A 17,977-nucleotide genomic window follows, 5' to 3' on the forward strand; every position below is an offset into this window, starting at 1 on the left:
GTAAACTTAGAAGCCGAGAACGTCGGCGTTGATGGAAGCTTCAAGGCCGCCGTCATTGGCGATGTTGGCGCCGTTGATCCAGCGCGCGGCGTCGGAGGCCATGAACAGCACCACGGGCGCAATGTCGGATGCATTGCCGGCGCGCCCGACGCGGTCGATGTCGGAATTGACTTTCGCGTCTCCCAGCACCGAACGGAATTCCTTGAGAATTTGCGTTTCGACCGGGCCGGGGCTGACGGCGTTGACGCGAATGCCGCGCGACTTGAACAGCGGCTGATGCGCCGCCATCATCGTCCAGAGCAGAAGCAATTCCTTGGAGAGCGGATAGCCTTCCTCATTGTTGACGCCGTTTGCGGCAATTACTGCGGCGATGTCGGGAAAGCCTTCTACGCCGACCATCGCCTTGGCGCGGGCGAGATTGGCGCGCCATCCATAGCCGGCTATGGAGGCAACGTTGACGACAGAGCCGCCTTCACGGATTTTGGGCGCAATGGCTTCGCTGAAGGCGCGCAGTCCATAAAAATTGATCGCCAGCGTTCTTTCGGCGCCGATCACGCCCGACACGCCCGCAACATTGAGCACGGCGTCGACGCGTTGGGGCATGCGGTCTACGACGGCTGCAATACCGGCGGGATTCGATAGATCGCCGGCGATGAAATTTGCCTGCGGCGCGGCGGGCTCCCGAATATCGACGCCGATGACGTCAGCGCCTTGGGCAATCGCGAGTTCGGCGGTTCTGGCTCCGATGCCGGACGAGGCGCCGGTCACGACGATGGTCTTGCCGAGAAGCATGGTGTTCACTCCCTTTCTCTCAGTCTTTTTTGCAGATGTTGCGGTAGTTTGAGCCGGTAGCCCACCGGCATCAGCGACAGTCCGGTGCGCTGTTCAATCGCCCCCCAGATGCCCTTGGGGGCAAACAGCGAAAACAGCAGGGCGGCGAGCCCCAACCCGATCAGGTACCAGACGCCGAAGGCGCCAAACCAGGTTTCGATGATGAAGAAGATGATCGCCCCGAGGATCGCGCCTTCGAAGGTTCCGATGCCGCCGACCAGCACCATGAAGATCATGTAGGCGGTCCATTGCACCGAGAAATAAGTTTTGGGCTGGAAGCTGGTGGCGCTGGCGAGCCAGAGCGCGCCAGCGGCGCCAATGCCGAGCGCGGCGAGCACGAAAATCAATCTTTTGGCGCCGTCGACATTGACTCCAAGAGCGCGAGCTGCGTCCTCATTGTCGCGGATCGCCTGGATGGCGGCTCCGGTGCGGCTGCGAAGCAGAGCGAAGAGCGCGCCCAGAATCGCCGTCATCGCAACAAGCGCCAGCCAGTAGATGATCGCGCGGCGAGGGCCGGCGTCATAGGCGTTGAGCGAGATCAGCGAGGTGCCGGTTTCACCCTGGATGAGACTGTCGAGATTGACCAGCATATGGGTCAGCGCCGAGACGACCCACATGCCGATGGCGAATTCGCCGCCCTTGAGCCTGAGCATGACGAGCGATAGAGGATAGGAAACGCCGGCGACGATTACGGTTGCGATGCCCATGGATACGAACGGGTCGAGGCCCTGATCGGCGATGCGCACGGTGAAATAGGCGCCCAGGCCGAAAAACACCTGTTGACCCACCGACACCAATCCGCCGAAGCCGGCCAGAGCGTTCCACATTGCCGCCAGGATCACATAGATGAAGAGGGTGGTCATGCGGTCGATCAGGCCCGGTCCCATCGCCGCAGGGGCTAGAGCGAGCAGAACAAGGATTGCTGCGACCGACCAGGCCGCGCGGCGTGACGCAGGCGTCCAACGTTCGACCGACGCTGCGGTCGGCAGGGAATCTGTTGCGGAGCGGCTCATGCGGCGCGTCCTTTCGCGAGAAGTTTGGCCGGAAGCAATGCGAGTTCAGGCAGGAACAGCCTGCCGAGCAGCACGACGAGGAAGGTGACGTGACCGGCGATCAGGAAGCCGAGCGGATGGATGGAGGCGCCGAGCGACTGGGCGATTCCCAGCACGATGCCGCCGATCAGCGTGCCCCAAAGCGAGCCCGCGCCGCCGATAACGGAGGCCTCGAAGGCGAATAGCAGTTGCGGCGCGCCGGAATAGGGGTCGAAGGTGGCGCGCATGCCCAGAAACATTCCGGCGATGGCCACCGTCATCATCGCAATCGCTGCCGCCGCCGCATTGACCTTGGCGGCGTCGATGCCGACGAGCCCGGCGGTGTCAGGATCTTCAGCCGTTGCGCGGATCGCGCGGCCGAGCCGGGTGTAGCTGAGCATCAGTTGCAGCCCTGCCAGCAGAGCAACAGCGGTGAGGAAGATATAGACAGGCAATTTGCCGACATAGAGCCCGCCCGGCAGCTCCCAGCTCTCCCAGGACAGATCGCCGATGGCGTTGGCGAGCGAGCGGGTGTCTGCGCCGAATTGCTCGAACAGCGCATTGTCGATGACCATGGCGAGGCCGAAGGTCGACAGGATCGGCAGGAGTTGTCCAGCCCGCGCCGAACGGTCGAGAATGAGGCGCTGGATCAGCCAGCCGGCCACGGCCATCACGGCCATGGCGATGATGAAGCAGAGCCAGAGCGGCAGCCCGGCCTTCTCGGTCAGAACAAACAACAGATAGGCGCAGGCGACCGCTAGGCTGCCATGGGCCAGATTGATGATCCGCATGACAGAGAACATGAAGGAGAGGCCGCAGGCGATCAGCGCGTAATAGCCGCCGAGCAGAAGGCCTTGGATGAGCTGGTTGATCATGCGTGTATCTCCTTGCCCTGCGCGCGGCCGAGACCGAAATAGGCGTCGGTCACCTGGTCCCGCGTCAGCGATGCTGCGGGGCCTTCGAGAACCACGCGACCCTCCAGCATGCAGAGCAGGCGATCGGCGACGCGCATGGCGCGCGTCAGGTCCTGTTCGACCAGGATAATGGTGGTTCCCGACTTCATCAGGCCATCGAGCGATGCGTAGACCCGATCGACGATCAGTGGCGACAGGCCGAGAGACACTTCGTCGAGAATGAGGATATCGGGATTGCTCATCAGGGCGCGGCCGATGGCGGTCGCCTGCTGCTCGCCGCCTGAAAGATGCCCGGTCTTGGAATGCAGCCGCTTCTGAAGATTTGGAAAGATTTCCAGCACGCGCTCGACCGACCAGTCGCCCTTGCGACCGGCTTCCGCGCCGAGCAGGAGATTTTCCCGCACGGTCATCGAGGCGAACATTCGTCTGCCCTCCGGCACGAGCGCGATGCCGGCGCGGACCCGTTTATGGGAGGGAAGGGCGGTGACATCATCGCCGTTCAACAGGATCTTGCCGCCGGCTGCGGCATGGCCTCCCGCAAGCGTTCTGAGCAACGTCGTTTTTCCTGCGCCATTTGCGCCGACAAGCGCCAGCGTCTCGCCCTTGGAGACGGAAAAGGACACGCCGCGGACTGCTTCCAACAGGCCATGGCGGGCCGTGAGGTTCTGGATCTCAAGAATGCTCATGCGGGGCCTCCGCCGAGATAGGCCTTGACGACTTCGGGATGCGACATCACCGCTTTGGGCTCGCCATCGGCGATGATGCGGCCGGCGTCCATGCAGATCAGCCGATCGACCACCTGCAGCAGTACATGGACGATATGCTCGATCCAGACGATGCCGACGCCGCGGCCCTTCAGCCCCTGGATCGTGTGGACAAGCTCCTGCGCTTCTGAATCGGTAAGGCCGCCGCCGATCTCGTCGAGCAGAATCACTTTGGGATGGGTGGCGAGCGACCGGGCGAGCTCGAGCCGCTTGCGGTCAAGCAGGCCGAGCGTCTCAGCCTTGCGGTTTGCGACGGGCAGCATGCCGCAGACGTCAAGTGACTGGATGACCCGGTCATAGGCTTCATCGCGGTTTCTCACGTCGGAATGAGACGCCGCGACATAGACATTTTCGAAGGTCGTCATGCCGAGAAACGGTTTCGGAACCTGATGCGTGCGCACCACGCCCAACCGGCAGCGCTCCGCAGCAGATCGGCGCGTCACGTTCTGGCCGGCGAATTCCACGCTGCCAGCGCTTGGCGGAAAAGCGCCCGCAAGCGTTGCAAGCAACGTGGTCTTGCCGGCCCCATTGGGACCGACAATGCCGACTGCCTCGGTCATTCCCATCGAGAAATCGACATTTTCCAGAACGCTCAGCGAGCCGAAACGCTTGTAGATGCCTTTTCCCGAGAACCGGCCCGCGCCGGTTCCTGTCTCTTCCGCATATAGCATGTCGCCTCGCGCGCCTCAGCCGTTATAGGGCAGGAGCTTGGCTCCCACCGGCACGTTCGGATCAGTGGCGTTTTCGGTCACCACGTAATCCAGCGGGAATTTCGAGCCTTCCGGCGCCTTGACCCATTGTGTTCCGATAATCGGACCGGGCGACACATTCGGCACCGGGCCGGATGTGAAGTCGACCTTGCCGGCGATCGTCACCGTGTTCAGCGTCGACAGCGTCTTGACCACCGCATCCTTGCTCTTGGGATCGGCGGATTTCTTCAGCGTATCGAAGCCGGCATCGAGCAGCGACAGCGTCGCGCCGAGCTGTTGCGTCCACTGCTTGCCAGACTCCGCCTCGTAACCGTCCGCCAATTCCTGGCCGGAGACGCCCGTCACGCTGGACTTGTAGGGAAAAGCCTTGTGCCAATAGGCGGCGCTGCCGAGATTGACGCCCAACTGCCCCAGCGCCTCGACGCCTGAGGGGAATAGGCCTGTCTTGGCCACCTGGATGATCTTCACCTGGCGATGCAAGCCCTGCTGGGCCGCCTGGCGCCAGAAGGTGGCGAAATCCGGCGGGATCGGGAAAGTGTTGATGATTTCGACGCCTTCCTGCTTGAACAGTGCGATCTGGCTGGAGAAATCGGTGGTGCCGGTCTCGTAAGCGCCGGGATCGATAATGGTGAAGCCGTCCTTCTCGAGCAGCGGCGCGAGATTGGCGCGAATAGCGTTGCCATCGGCGTCGTTGGGATACATCACGCCGACCTTCTTGTTGGTCTCGATCAGATTCCATTGCGACACATAGGTCTTGTGGAACTCGCCGACGCCGAAGCCGAAATGATAGGTCCATTTGAACGGCGAGGGCTGTCCCGGCTTGGCGCCGCGGCCGAAATACCAGGCTTCCCAGGGCATGACGGTGGAGAGGCAGGGCACACCCGCCGCTTCGCAGGCGTCGGACACCGGGTTGATGGTCTCAGGGGTCGAGACGGCCAGCATCAGGTCAATGCCCTGATTGTTGATCAGGTCCTTGGCCAGCTGGCCGGCGCGTGACGGATCGGACTGGGTGTCCTGGTCGAGGATTTCCACCTGATACGTCTTGCCGCCGATCTCCAACCCATTGGCGAGCGACTTGCGCACGAGGTCGAGCACGTAGCCGTCGGTTTCGCCGAAGCCGGCGAGCGGACCCGTGCGCGGGCTGATGAAGCCGACCTTGATGACGTCGGCTGCGAATGCAGGGCGCGCGCCCATGGCCGTAGCAGCGACAAGCGCGCCAGCGCCCGCCATCAGTTCGCGGCGCGTTACGCCAGTAATAGTCTTGTCATGAACCGTCATTTTTCCACCTCCCATGTGGATTTCGTTTCCAAATTTCCGCGCCTAACCGTCAAATCGGATAGTGGCGCGGCCCCTCCGCGATGGTGACCCATCGCAATTCCGTAAATTCATCCAGTGCCGCCTGTCCTCCAAAGCGGCCATAACCCGACGCTTTCACGCCGCCGAACGGCATGTGAGGTTCGTCCTCGACCGTCGCTGAATTGATATGACAGATGCCGGATTCGATGCGTTGCGCCACCTGCAGCGCGCGTCCGACATCGCGTCCAAACACAGCGCCCGACAGGCCGTAGTCGCAATCATTGGCCACCGAGATTGCTTCCTCCACGTCCTCGACGCGGATGATCGAGGCGACCGGCCCGAAGCTCTCTTCATGATAAAGCCGCATCGGTCGCGTCACCTGGTCAACGACGGTCGCGTCCATGAAGGCGTCGCGCGCGTCGCCGCCGGCGCGAAGCACCGCTCCTTTGCTCACTGCATCGTCGATCATCGCACGAACGCGGCGCGTGGAATCGGCGGCGATCAGCGCTCCGAGAGGCAGGTGGCCGCGAGCCGGATCCCCAGCCCTCAGCGTTTTCGCTTTGGCGGTGAAACGTTCGACAAAGGCGTCCGCAATGCTGTCGACCACGATAATCCGCTCTGTCGACATGCAGATCTGTCCCTGATTGTAAAATGCGCCGAAGGCCGCAGCGCGAACGGCTTCATCGAGATCTGCGTCATCGAGTACGATGAAGGGCGCCTTGCCGCCGAGCTCCAGCAGGCTGCGCTTGAGATATTTCGCCGACATCATAGCGATCGTGCGGCCCACGCGCGTGGAACCGGTGAAATTGACGCGCCGGATGACCGGGTGCCCGATCAGAGCCTCCACCACGACGGAAGCGTCCGCCGGCGCATTGCTGATCACATTGACGACGCCGGGGGGAAAGCCCGCCTCGGTCATTACGTCGCCAATCAATCGATGGCTGGCCGGGCATAACTCCGAGGATTTGAGGATTACCGTATTTCCACAAGCGATCGCCATGGCGATCGAACGGACGCCGAGCAGCAAAGGGGCATTCCAGGGCGCCATCGCCAGACAGACGCCCGCCGGCTGCCGCAAGGCAAAGGAGGTCATGCCGGTCTTGTCGGTCGGAAGCACCGCACCGCTGATCATGGTGGTCATTGCGGCTGCGTCCAGCAGGATTTCAGCCCCGAAATCGACATTTTCGTCGCACCAGTGGCGGGTCGCGCCAATCTCCGCCATCATTCGCTCGGCGGCGGCCTCGCGCTTGTTTCGCAAGATCTCCGCAGCTTTTGTCAGCAATGAACGGCGTGCGGCGGGAGAGGTTGCGGACCATTGCGGAAAGGCGGCTGCGGCGGCAAGCGCAGTTGTCTGCGCGTCTTCGATCGTGGCTGCCGATGCAATCGTTGCCGGATCGCCAGACACTGGGCCGATCCGTTCGTAAACGGCGCCATTCTGCGCGGCCATCGACTGGCCGTTGATCAGCAGATTCGTTTGGAATGGCGCGAAGGAGCGACGGCGGTCTGATGTCCGCCCTGTCAAATCCCTTTCCGTCGCTATCGGCTTTGTGCCCATTGACGCCTCCTCCCAAAGGCAGCCGCAACACTAGCGGCGAGGGAGGATTAAAGAATGTGAAAAAATGGGTGATACATGTTGTAAACAGGTCATCTCGTGTCACGAAGCATCCTTCTCCCGGCTCAAGGCGCGGCAAAAGCTCACTTCGAGTGTGGAGCAATTGATCTCTCTGGCGAAACTGCGTGAGATGGAGGCTTGTGCGAGGCTTGCGTCGTGGGCAGCCGCATCCCGGCGCCAGCCCAAAAAAATCTTGACGCGACTCATCGTCTGTCGCACCGTTGTTACGGAGTTTGGCGAAGAATGCTTGTTTCGCCGTAATTGACATCGCTTCCTGTTAGTTTCGTCCTTGCGCGTATTTCAAATCGGCGAGAATCGTGGAAGGGATGCGTCAAAGGTTGACGCACCGTTAAGAGCCGGCATGACGCCGGGCTTGCGGGGACAATACCATTACTTACGGAGATTTGGATGGCTATCCCGTCCAGCATGAACGTCGACAAAGCAGCAGGCCGGTCCGCCGACGAGACAATCGCGCTCGACGCGCAGGCGTTGTCGGCGCAGTTAAAGGCGATGCGCGAACGTCTGTTTGCGCCCGCGTCTCAAAAGACCCTGAGGTCGTTCACCTCCGGCGAGGCCGCGCGGTTGGTCGGCGTCTCTGATGGTTATCTGCGGCAGTTGACGCTGGCCGGCGAAGGACCTCAGCCGCAGATTGGCTCGGCCGGGCGGCGTTACTATTCCCTCGCCGACATCGACGCGCTCCGGCGATTCCTGGCCGATCAGGCGCTCGCCAAGGGCAATGAGGCCAAGGCGCGCACCTATCTCAAATGGCGCGACCCGGCGCGGAACGAGCATTTGCAGGTGATTTCGGTCACCAATTTCAAAGGCGGTTCCGGCAAGACCACCTCGGCGGTGCATCTTGCTCAATATCTTGCCATGATGGGACATCGCGTGCTCGCGGTCGATCTCGACCCCCAGGCGTCGCTCTCGGCGCTGTTCGGCTATCAGCCTGAACTCGATTTGAGCGGCAACGACACGATTTACGGCGCCATCCGCTACGACGACGAAGTGCGGCCGTTGCGGGAAATCATCCGCAAGACTTATTTTCATGGGCTCGATCTGGTGCCCGGCAATCTCGAATTGCAGGAATTCGAGCACCAGACGCCGCGAGCGCTGTCGACGCGGAAGCCGGGCGATGAAAACAGCCTGTTCTTCGCCCGGGTCCAGCAGGCGCTGGAAACGGTGGCGGACGATTATGACGTGGTGGTTCTCGATTGCCCGCCGCAACTTGGCTATCTCACTCTGTCGTCACTCTGCGCCTCGACATCGGTTATCGTCACCGTGCATCCGCAGATGCTCGATGTCGCCTCGATGAGCCAGTTTCTGTTCATGACGGCTGATCTGCTCGCCGTGGTGCGCGAAGCCGGCGGTTCGCTGAACTTCGATTTTCTCCGCTATCTCGTGACGCGTTTCGAGCCGCATGACGGGCCGCAGACCCAGATCGTCGGCTTCCTCCGCTCGCTGTTCGGCGATCGGGTGTTGACCGCGCCGATGTTGAAGTCGACGGCGGTCTCCGACGCCGGCCTCACCAAGCAGACGCTTTACGAAGTGGGACGCGAGAATTTCAGCCGCGGAACCTATGATCGTGCGATGGAGTCCCTCGACGCCGTCAACGCCGAGATCGAAAAGCTCATTCACACGGCATGGGGACGCTGAAAATGGCGGGGCGTGATCGCAAGAATTCGCTGAAAGCGCTGTTCGGTGACGCGGCCATCCCTTCGGGCGACGTGACCAATCTCACCGTGGCCATCACTCCCGAAGGCGCGCCCCAGACGCCTGTCGCCGAACCGTCCGCGCCGCCGCCGCGCGCCGCTTCCGGCGCGATCAAGGCCATGGGTCTGTCGCTCACCAATATCACCCGGGAAGCGGAGGAAGCTCGCGTCCTGCGCCAGGCTTTGGAGGAGGGCGAACGCATCGTATCGCTCGACACCGATAAGCTGTCGGGCTCTTTCATCAGTGATCGCCTCAGCGAGGAAGAGCGCGACGACCCCGATTTTCTGCAATTGGTCGACAGCATTCGCGAAAGCGGCCAGCAGCAGCCGATCCTGGTGCGTCCGCATCCGGAAAAGCAGGGCCATTTCCAAGTTGCCTATGGTCATCGTCGCTTGCGCGCCGTGCATCGCCTCGGCCTCAAGGTCAAGGCGGTCATTCGCAATCTCTCCGACAACGAATTGGTGCTGGCGCAAGGCAAGGAAAACGCCGAGCGGCGCAATCTCTCTTTCATCGAACGCGCTTTGTTCGCCAAGGCGCTGATTTCGCGCGGGTTCGAACGCAAGATCGCCTGCGATGCGCTCGCGGTGCAGAAAAGCGAATTGTCCCGTCTCCTGCAGGTGGCCGACAGTGTGCCCGACGCGCTGATCCGGGCCATTGGTCCCGCCCCGAAGATCGGCCGCGAGCGCTGGATGGCGCTGGGTCAATTGTTCGACGACGACGGCGCCAAAAACAAAGCGGAGTCGGAAATCGCATCGGAGCGCTTTAAATCGTCGGCGAGCGATGAACGGTTCCAGATGCTGTTCGAACGCCTGTCGAGAAAGGCCCGTTCGGATAAAGCCGCCCCGGAAGCACTGATGGCGCCTGATGGCAAGGTGTTCGCGCGCGTGAACCGCCAGGGCAAGACTGTAAAAATAGAATTCGCCGCCGATGCGGATCAGGCCTTTATCGAGGTCGCGATCGAACGGATGGCGGAGGACTATGCGCGATTCACCGCAAAGGCGGGGTCGTGACGACAGGTCGCGGGGGCTGGACACAGCCCCTGTGGCGGCGTTGACATAAGAGAAAGGGAACATCGAGACAAGAAAAAAGGCCCCAAAACGTTGCCATTTCGGAAGCCCTCTTTGATGTAGCACTCCAAGAGAATCACTTCCCGAGATCAAAGTCAAGAGTCGGCCGCGTTTTTCGTGCGCCGCAAAGTTCATTCGTTGCTTCCTGCGGAGCCTTTCGCAGACGACGAACCCTTTGTTGCGACTTGAATTTCATGGCTTGACGCGCTTCGCAGGCATGCTTGCGGGCAATGATGACCTGTGTCCCGTCGAAATGCCGTTTCAGGCCCGCTTGTCTTCTTGATCAGGGGACTGGACATGATCGAACGACCTGGAACGACGCCTTTCGGCGGCGGCAAGATGTCTGCGCGCCTTTTCAAGCGCCAGATCGACGTGACGGAGCGCCAGCAAGCGCTGCAAGGCGGCGAGGGCGGCAACGAAACAGGCCGCGCCGACAAGTGGCGGCTGCTCAGGGCGCTGACCGAGGCCAAGTCGCATTACGGGCTGAACGATCGGGCGATCGCCCTTCTCGATGCGCTGGCGAGTTTCGCTGCCGAACGTGAACTCGATGGCGCCAAGCCGATCATCGTTTTCCCGTCTAATCGCGAATTGTCTTTGCGGGCGCGAGGCATGTCGCCTGCCACCATTCGACGGCATGTTGCGGCGCTCGTGGAGGCTGGGCTCATCTTCCGACGCGACAGCGCCAATGGCAAACGCTACTGCCGCCGAGGCGATCATGGCGCCGTCGAAGAGGCGTTCGGTTTCGATCTTTCGCCTTTAGCGCTCAAAGCCGACGAAATCTTCGACTTGGCGGAACAGGCCCGCGAAGTCGAGAAACTGCAGCGGTCTCTCAGAACTGAAATCACGCTGCATCAACGCGACATCGCCAAGATCGTTGAGATCGCTCTTGAGGAGGGACGCGTAGGCGACTGGCTCGATTTCTCCGCCCAACTCGCCACTATTCGCTCGAAGGCTGCGCGCAAAGCCGATACGGAATTGCTCCGGCAAACGAGGACCGAGCTCAACCTATTGAGAAGCAAGGTAGAAAACACCTATCTAAAGGCCTTGTCTGAAGAAGAAATGAGCGCCAATGACTCTCAAATTGAGCGCCATAATCAGAATTCAAATACAGATAAGATTATTGAATCTAACGGCAATGAAATAGAAAAGAGCGAAGCGCCTCAGCGCAAGGCGATGGTCAGCCTGGCGCGATTGCAGAAGATTTGCCCGCAAATATTGGACTATGCCCGCGAGGGCGTAAGAGGCTGGAGCGATCTCATCAAAACAGCGGATCTCGTCCGCTCGATGTTGGGCGTATCACCGGATGCGTGGCGTAAAGCGCGCGCAGCCATGGGCGAAGAGGCGGCCGCCGTTGTTATTGCCGTGATGCTGGAAAGGGCGGAAGAGATCAAATCGCCTGGCGGCTACCTGCGCAATCTCACGGCCAAAGCGGAAGCCGGCGCCTTCAGCATCCTGCCGATGCTTCAGGCGCTCGAAAGAAAGGTCAAATAGGGCTCGGTCCTGCTTTATCGGAATTCAGACCAGTCGGAGGCGTGCAGCATGACCCGCAGCGCCTCGATGTCCGGGTTCAGAGGCCGGTCGTCAGCGTAAAATGAAGCTTGGCGGCGGGCGGCCTTGTAAAGTTTCTCGGTGGTAGGTGCCCGCTGGCCCTCCCCCGCCACGAAATCCTGGGCCTGCGCTGCGGCCATCAGCTCGATGGCGAAGATATATTCGGCATTGTCCAGGGCAGCGAGAAGTTTGTTGACTGCCGGCGTCGGGTTGGCCAGGAAATCCTCCTGCAGCGCAGAGGTGACGCCGCCATCCACGGAGGCAGGCATAGCCAGCCGGCGGTTTTCATTGGCGAGGCCGGCGGCCGTATATTGCGCGATCATGAAGCCGGAATGGGCGCCGGCATCCTTTGCGAGAAAGGCGGGCAGACCGCTGACCAGGGGACTGACCAGTCTGTCGAGGCGGCGTTCGCTCATGATCGACAGTTGCGCGAGCGCAATGGCGAGACTGTCCATGGCCTGGGCGAGATGCGGGGCCACCGCATGCGCCTCCGACTGGACATGAGGCTGGTCGGGCGTTCCCGAGACGAAGGGATTGTCGGTAACCGAGGCCAGTTCCTGATTGACGGTCACCGCAGCGGCGGCAAAGACATCGCGCGCCGCGCCATGCACATGCGGTATGGCCCTGAGGCTGAGAGCGTCCTGGGTGCGACGACCTTTTGCTGCGGCAATTAAGCCACTGCCGGAGATATAGGTCTCGATCTTCCGGGCGACCTCCAGACTTCCGGGTGAGGGGCGCATCGATACAGCGAATTCAGAGAGCGCGTCGACCTGCGCGCCGGCGGCTTCAAGCGTCAATGTTGCAATCGCGTCCGCCCAGTCCAAAAGACGCGCCATGCGAGAAACGGCCAGACTGGAAAGACCGGTGGCGCAAGCCGAACCGTTGACGAGGCTCAGGCCTTCCTTGGCTCTGAGAGTGAGAGGCGCAAGGCCAATTTTTTCCAGCGCAGCCTTTCCATCAAGGATCTCGCCATTCAGTTCGGCCTTTCCCTCGCCGATCAGCAATAAAGCAATTGCGGCATTGTGGGTGAGATAACCGACCGAACCGCGAGACGGCGTCACCGGCGTGAGGCCGGTTTCGAGAAATTTCAGATAGTAGCGGATGATGTCGGGTCGGACGCCGGAATGGCCATGGGCGAAATTGTTGATCTGGGCGGCGATGATTGCGCGTACTTCCGGTCTCGGCAATGCCGGGCCGACGCCGGCTGAATGACTGAGCAGGATGTGACGCGACAGCGCCGCCTGTTGTTGGCGGCTGACGACGCGATCGGCAAGAGCGCCAACGCCGGTCGTGATCCCATAAGCGCGCACTCCGCTCTCGACAATCGCCTCGACGACGGCGCTCGCCTGTTCAATCCGGGCCCAGACATTTGGCGCGAGTTCGAGGTTTTCACCATAAGCGATGCGGGCGACATCCGGCCAGGTCAGCGTGTCTTTGAGAAGAACGGTCATTTCGATGCTCCGGATAGGGTCTGGGCGGGCGGCGTGAAGCGGGCGACGAGGGTATGCCGATCGCCGGGATAGGTGAATTTCACATGGGTGACGGGACCCGCGCCGCTCCATGTGCGACGCTCGACCGCGAGGCAGGCGGCGCTTTTGTCGATGTCGAGCCTGGCGGCGACGTCAGCGCTCGCGGAGATCGCGGTGATGCGATGCTCGGCGGCGCTCCAGGGGACTTCCTTCAACAGCCACGGGCCTGGCGCGTTCTGGGAGAAGTCCGGTTTGGCGGCCTCGGGCACCGTATCGAGATTGATGATCCGTTCTTCGAGACAGAAGGGGCGGTTTGCCGCGAAATGAAGGCAGACGATGTCAGCCACCCGCGCCCCTGCGGTCAGTTCGAGACGCTTGCGGTCATCAGCCGTCGCCTTGCGGGTTACGAAGCTGGCGATCTCGTAGCTATAGGCGAGATTGAGGCTCTGAACCTCCGCCTTGATATCATGAATTTCGAGGATGGCGGACTGGGCCTTGGGAAAGGCGACAAAACTGCCCGACTTCTTTCGCCGTTCGATCAGGCCGGAATTGGCAAGCTGAGTCATGACCTTGTTCACGGTCATCCGCGAACAGCCGTAGTGTTCGGCGAGATCCACTTCGAAGGGGATGCGATGACCCGGCGGCCATTGTCCCGAGACGATGCGGGTTTCGATGTCGCTCAGAATTTTCTGATGCAAGGATTCCTTGCTTGTTTCCATGGATCCGCCTCGTGTCCTGTTCCGGGCCGCGCTTACACCGGCTATTGATCGCCGGAAAGATCAGGCGGAAAGAAGTCTCGCCATCGCCGCATGAAAACGGCGGCTGATGGCGTCCCGCTGAAGATGGCGGCCGCCTTCGACGCGTTTGACGCCAGCGGTCCAGACCGCATCGACGCTGAGGCGGCCGGCGAAGATCCAGTGATCGAGGATCTGGTCGTTGGTGAGATGAGGCGTTTCCGACAAATCGAGACTGACGAAGTCGGCCGTGTCGCCGACCTTGAGCGATACGCCCGCGCCGAGCGCCTTCGATCCGCCAGCCAGCGCGCCATCGAACAGCCGCCGACCGGTCGAGCCGCCTGCCGGCGCAACGACATTGCGGGCGCGCAGCGACAGACGCTGGGAATATTCGAGTGTCCGGAGTTCTTCAGAAACGGAAATTAGAACATTCGAATCTGATCCGACGCCGAACGCGCCGCCATGCTCCAGAAAAGCCGGCGCCGGGAAAACGCCGTCGCCGAGATTGGCTTCGGTGATCGGGCAGAGGCCGGCGATCGCGCCCGACCGCGCCATGGCTTCGGTTTCCGCCCCGGTCATGTGTGTGGCGTGGATCAGGCACCAGCGATTATCGACCGGCATGTTGGTGAGCAGCCATTCCACTGGTCGCGCGCCCGACCAGGCGACGCAGTCTTCGACTTCCTTCACCTGTTCTGAAATATGGATGTGAATGGGGCCATCTTCGGCGAGCGGAATGATTGCTTTCAACTCCTCCGGTGTCGCGGCGCGGAGGCTGTGCGGCGCGATGCCGAGGCGCGCGCCGGGGAGCTCTTTGATGCGAGACCGGCAGGCCTCCATCAATCTGGCATAGCTGTCGATCGAGTTGATGAAACGCCGCTGTCCGTCGATCGGGGCTTGGCCGCCAAAGCCGGAATGGGCGTAAAACACCGGTAGTAGCGTGAGATGAATGCCGGTCTCGCTGGAGGCCGCCATGATGCGATTGGCGAGTTCGCCGATATCGGCATAGGCCGCGCCATCCTTGTCGTGATGGACATAGTGGAATTCGCCGACGCGGCCGAAGCCGGCTTCCAGCATTTCCATGTACAGCTGCGCCGCCACGGCTTCCATGTCATCGGGCGTCATCGTCAGCGCGAATTTGTACATGATGCTGCGCCAGCTCCAGAAATTGTCGGCGCCCGGTCCGCGAAGTTCGGCCAGTCCCGCCATGGCGCGCTGAAACGCATGGCTATGGAGGTTTGGCATGGCGGGGATGAGCGCGTCACAGGTCTGATCGTCGGGCATCGCCGCAACTCCGGTTTCCAACTCCGCGATCCGTCCATCCGCAAGCGTCAAACGGACGTCCTTTTCCCAGCCGGAGGTGGTGAGGGCGGTCTTTGCGTGAAGTCGGGTCATCGGCGTCTTCTCCGTTTGTCTTGTCCTAGCTGAAGGCGCTTAAAAATTTCGCTTGCCTCTCGATTATTATGTATATACATGAATTAAAAAGATTGAAGCGGAATATCGAGCATGGACCAGATTTTTTCGCGACCAAACGCGCTCTACAAAAACGCCCGCATCGCTACCATGGCGTTGTCCTGCAAGGGACTCGGGGCCATCGACAGAGGCGTGCTTCTCGTGCGGGATGGGCGGATCGCTTTTGTGGGCGAGGAAGGTGATCTTCCCTCCAGCGAAATGCTGACCGACGCGGCTGTGTATGATCTCGAAGGCCGGTGGGTCACGCCCGGCCTTATCGATTGCCACACTCATATCGTCCATGGCGGCAACCGCGCCCGTGAATTTGAAATGCGTCTTGCCGGCGCCAGCTATGAGGACATCGCCCGCGCCGGCGGCGGCATCGTCTCCACCGTCAGTCAGACCAATGCCCTGAGCGTCGAGCAACTGGTCGAAGCCTCTTTGCCGCGGCTCGACACGTTGATCGGCGAAGGCGTCACGACGATCGAAGTAAAGTCCGGTTACGGGCTGACGATCGAAGGCGAACTCAACATGCTCCGCGCGGCCCGTCGGCTCGGCGACATCAGGCCGGTGCGGGTGATCACCAGCTATCTGGCGGCACATGCAACTCCGGCAGCCTACAAAGGCCGCAACGCAGATTATATCGCCGACGTCGTGCTTCCGGGCATGGCTCAGGCCAAAGCCGAGGGGCTCGCAGACGCTGTAGACGGCTTTTGCGAAGGCATCGCCTTTTCGGTCGCCGAGATTGACATTGTGTTTCGCCATGCGCGGGAACTCGGCCTGCCGATCAAGCTGCATGCCGAGCAGCTTTCGAACCTCGGCGGCGCCAAGCTCGCGGCATCCTATGACGCGCTTTCGGTGGATCATGTCGAATATCTCGATGATGAGGGTGTTGCCGCACTTCAGGCGTCGGGCACGGTCGCGGTGCTTCTGCCCGGCGCCTTCTACGCCATACACGAGACCCGCAAGCCGCCGGTTGCCGCGCTCCGCTCTGCCGGAGCGCCCATCGCCATCGCAACGGATTGCAATCCCGGCACTTCGCCGCTGACCTCGCTGCTTCTGACCATGAACATGTCGGCGACGCTGTTCGGGTTGACGGTGGAAGAATGCCTCATCGGCGCGACCCGCAACGCCGCCCGCGCTCTGGGGATCTCGGCTGAAACCGGATCTCTTGAAACCGGAAAATCCGCCGATTTCGCCGTCTGGAATGTCGAGACCCCAGCCGAACTCGTCTACCGCATCGGCTTCAACCCATTGCATCTGCATGTTTTTAAAGGCGAAAGGATCTCGCTTTGACCATCACGCTCCATCCCGGCTCCGTGCCGCTCACTGACCTCGAAACGATTTTTTGGACTTCCGCACCGGCGAGGCTGGAACGCTCTTTCGATGCGGGGATTGACAAGGCCGCGCGTCGCATCGCCGAAATCGCCGCCGGCAATGAGCCCGTTTACGGCGTCAATACCGGCTTCGGCAAACTCGCCTCGATCAAGATTGACAGCGCCGATCTCGCCACGCTGCAGCGCAATCTCATCCTGTCGCATTGCTGCGGCGTCGGAGCGCCGCTCGCCGAAAACATTGTCCGGCTGATCATGGCCCTGAAACTGATCTCGCTTGGCCGCGGCGCTTCCGGCGTTCGTCTCGAGCTTGTCCGGCTGATCGAGGGCATGCTGGAAAAAGGTGTAACCCCGGTCATCCCGGAAAAAGGCTCGGTCGGCGCCTCCGGCGATCTCGCCCCGCTCGCCCATATGGCGGCGGCGATGATCGGCGAGGGTGAAGCGTTCTTCGAGGGCGTGCGGATGCCGGCCGCTGACGCCTTGGCGAAAGCCGGTCTTCAACCGGTGGTCCTCTCGGCGAAAGAAGGCTTGGCGCTGATCAACGGCACGCAGACCTCGACGGCTCTTGCGCTGGCCGGATTGTTCCGCGCCCATCGCGCCGCGCGGTCGGCGTTGATTACTGGCGCTCTGTCGACCGACGCCGCCATGGGCTCCTCGGCGCCGTTCCACCCCGACATTCATACGCTGCGCGGCCACAAGGGGCAGATCGACGCGGCGACCGCGCTCCGTTCGTTGCTGGCCGGATCCGAAATCCGTGAAAGCCATCTCGATGGCGACGAACGGGTGCAGGATCCCTATTGCATCCGCTGCCAGCCGCAGGTCGATGGCGCTTGCCTCGATCTGTTGCGCATGGCCGCCCGCACGCTCGAAATTGAAGCCAACGCCGTCACCGACAATCCGCTGGTGCTGTCAGACAATTCCGTCGTCTCTGGCGGGAATTTCCATGCCGAACCGGTGGCGTTTGCCGCCGACCAGATCGCGATCGCGATCTGCGAGATCGGCGCGATTGCCCAGCGGCGCATCGCGCTTCTTGTCGACCCCGCGCTATCTTACGGACTGCCGGCCTTCCTCGCCAAAAAGCCTGGCCTCAATTCCGGCCTGATGATCGCCGAAGTCACCTCGGCTGCTTTAATGAGCGAAAACAAGCAGATGTCTCATCCCGCGTCGGTGGATTCGACCCCGACTTCGGCCAATCAGGAAGACCATGTCTCCATGGCCTGCCATGGCGCGCGCCGCCTGTTGCAGATGACCGATAATCTCAATGCCATTATCGGCATCGAAGCGCTGACAGCGGTGCAAGGCGTGGAATTCCGCGCGCCGCTGCGCACCAGTCCCGAACTCGAAAAGGCCATGGCCGCCGTCCGCGCGGTTGTGCGGACGCTCGAAGTCGACCGTTACATGGCCGGTGATCTCGACGCCGCCTCCCGCCTTATTGCCGAGGGCGGGCTCACCGATAGCATCTCGCCCGGCCTCTTGCCGCGGCTCGAAAGCTGACATTTAAAAATCAC

The 17,977-nt window shown here is 61.6% G+C and carries 15 protein-coding genes; 5 read left to right on the forward strand and 10 right to left on the reverse strand.

Annotated features, from left to right (window positions below; all coding sequences use genetic code 11):
- Positions 1-6 precede the first annotated feature (6 nt).
- Genes M2360_RS14080 through M2360_RS14110 form a run of 7 tightly spaced genes read right to left on the reverse strand, consistent with a single transcriptional unit; the run spans position 7 to position 6,993 of the window.
- Positions 7-792 carry a coniferyl-alcohol dehydrogenase gene (locus M2360_RS14080; protein WP_280775956.1) on the reverse strand — a complete coding sequence of 262 codons (786 nt, stop codon included), beginning with the start codon at positions 790-792 and terminating at the stop codon, positions 7-9.
- Between the two features lie 5 nt (positions 793-797).
- Complete coding sequence (locus M2360_RS14085; protein ID WP_280775823.1) at positions 798-1,844, reverse strand: branched-chain amino acid ABC transporter permease; 1,047 nt, start codon at positions 1,842-1,844, stop codon at positions 798-800.
- The gene (locus M2360_RS14090) at positions 1,841-2,737 is read right to left on the reverse strand and encodes a branched-chain amino acid ABC transporter permease (RefSeq protein WP_280775824.1); all 897 of its coding nucleotides are present in this window, start codon (positions 2,735-2,737) and stop codon (positions 1,841-1,843) included. Before M2360_RS14090 ends, M2360_RS14085 begins: the two co-directional genes overlap by 4 nt.
- Positions 2,734-3,462 carry an ABC transporter ATP-binding protein gene (locus M2360_RS14095; RefSeq protein WP_280775825.1) on the reverse strand — a complete coding sequence of 243 codons (729 nt, stop codon included), beginning with the start codon at positions 3,460-3,462 and terminating at the stop codon, positions 2,734-2,736. Before M2360_RS14095 ends, M2360_RS14090 begins: the two co-directional genes overlap by 4 nt.
- Complete coding sequence (locus M2360_RS14100) at positions 3,459-4,211, reverse strand: ATP-binding cassette domain-containing protein (RefSeq protein ID WP_280775826.1); 753 nt, start codon at positions 4,209-4,211, stop codon at positions 3,459-3,461. Before M2360_RS14100 ends, M2360_RS14095 begins: the two co-directional genes overlap by 4 nt.
- Before the next feature lie 15 nt (positions 4,212-4,226).
- Positions 4,227-5,528 (reverse strand): ABC transporter substrate-binding protein, encoded by a 1,302-nt coding sequence (locus M2360_RS14105; protein WP_280775827.1) that lies wholly within the window; start codon positions 5,526-5,528, stop codon positions 4,227-4,229.
- A gap of 49 nt (positions 5,529-5,577) precedes the next feature.
- Positions 5,578-6,993 (reverse strand): aldehyde dehydrogenase, encoded by a 1,416-nt coding sequence (locus M2360_RS14110; RefSeq protein WP_280775957.1) that lies wholly within the window; start codon positions 6,991-6,993, stop codon positions 5,578-5,580.
- Positions 6,994-7,566: 573 nt separating this feature from the next.
- On the opposite strand from M2360_RS14110, the gene repA reads away from it, so the two are divergent.
- The 3 genes from repA to repC all read left to right on the forward strand — a co-directional run bounded on the left by repA (position 7,567) and on the right by repC (position 11,426).
- Positions 7,567-8,811, forward strand: a complete 1,245-nt coding sequence (gene repA / locus M2360_RS14115) for a plasmid partitioning protein RepA (RefSeq protein ID WP_280775828.1) — start codon at positions 7,567-7,569, stop codon at positions 8,809-8,811.
- A gap of 2 nt (positions 8,812-8,813) precedes the next feature.
- The gene (gene repB, locus M2360_RS14120) at positions 8,814-9,878 is read left to right on the forward strand and encodes a plasmid partitioning protein RepB (protein ID WP_280775829.1); all 1,065 of its coding nucleotides are present in this window, start codon (positions 8,814-8,816) and stop codon (positions 9,876-9,878) included.
- A gap of 396 nt (positions 9,879-10,274) precedes the next feature.
- A complete protein-coding gene (gene repC, locus M2360_RS14125; RefSeq protein ID WP_280775958.1) occupies positions 10,275-11,426 on the forward strand; it encodes a plasmid replication protein RepC in 1,152 nt (383 codons plus the stop codon).
- A gap of 14 nt (positions 11,427-11,440) precedes the next feature.
- Here repC and hutH (M2360_RS14130) read toward each other — a convergent pair whose 3' ends face one another.
- The 3 genes from hutH (M2360_RS14130) to M2360_RS14140 are packed head-to-tail and all read right to left on the reverse strand — an operon-like array spanning position 11,441 to position 15,078.
- Positions 11,441-12,934 (reverse strand): histidine ammonia-lyase, encoded by a 1,494-nt coding sequence (gene hutH, locus M2360_RS14130; protein ID WP_280775830.1) that lies wholly within the window; start codon positions 12,932-12,934, stop codon positions 11,441-11,443.
- A complete protein-coding gene (gene hutC, locus M2360_RS14135) occupies positions 12,931-13,671 on the reverse strand; it encodes a histidine utilization repressor (protein WP_280775831.1) in 741 nt (246 codons plus the stop codon). Before hutC ends, hutH (M2360_RS14130) begins: the two co-directional genes overlap by 4 nt.
- Before the next feature lie 60 nt (positions 13,672-13,731).
- A complete protein-coding gene (locus M2360_RS14140; protein ID WP_280775832.1) occupies positions 13,732-15,078 on the reverse strand; it encodes a formimidoylglutamate deiminase in 1,347 nt (448 codons plus the stop codon).
- A gap of 111 nt (positions 15,079-15,189) precedes the next feature.
- Between M2360_RS14140 and hutI the strand changes: the two genes are divergently transcribed.
- Positions 15,190-16,431 carry an imidazolonepropionase gene (hutI, locus tag M2360_RS14145; protein ID WP_280775833.1) on the forward strand — a complete coding sequence of 414 codons (1,242 nt, stop codon included), beginning with the start codon at positions 15,190-15,192 and terminating at the stop codon, positions 16,429-16,431.
- On the forward strand, positions 16,428-17,963 hold the full coding sequence (gene hutH / locus M2360_RS14150) for a histidine ammonia-lyase (RefSeq protein ID WP_280775834.1): 1,536 nt from the start codon (positions 16,428-16,430) through the stop codon (positions 17,961-17,963). The genes hutI and hutH (M2360_RS14150) overlap by 4 nt, the downstream gene beginning before the upstream one ends.
- The last annotated feature ends 14 nt before the right edge of the window (positions 17,964-17,977 follow it).

This window comes from Rhizobium sp. SG_E_25_P2 (assembly GCF_029892285.1).
GTDB lineage: Bacteria > Pseudomonadota > Alphaproteobacteria > Rhizobiales > Rhizobiaceae > Rhizobium_E.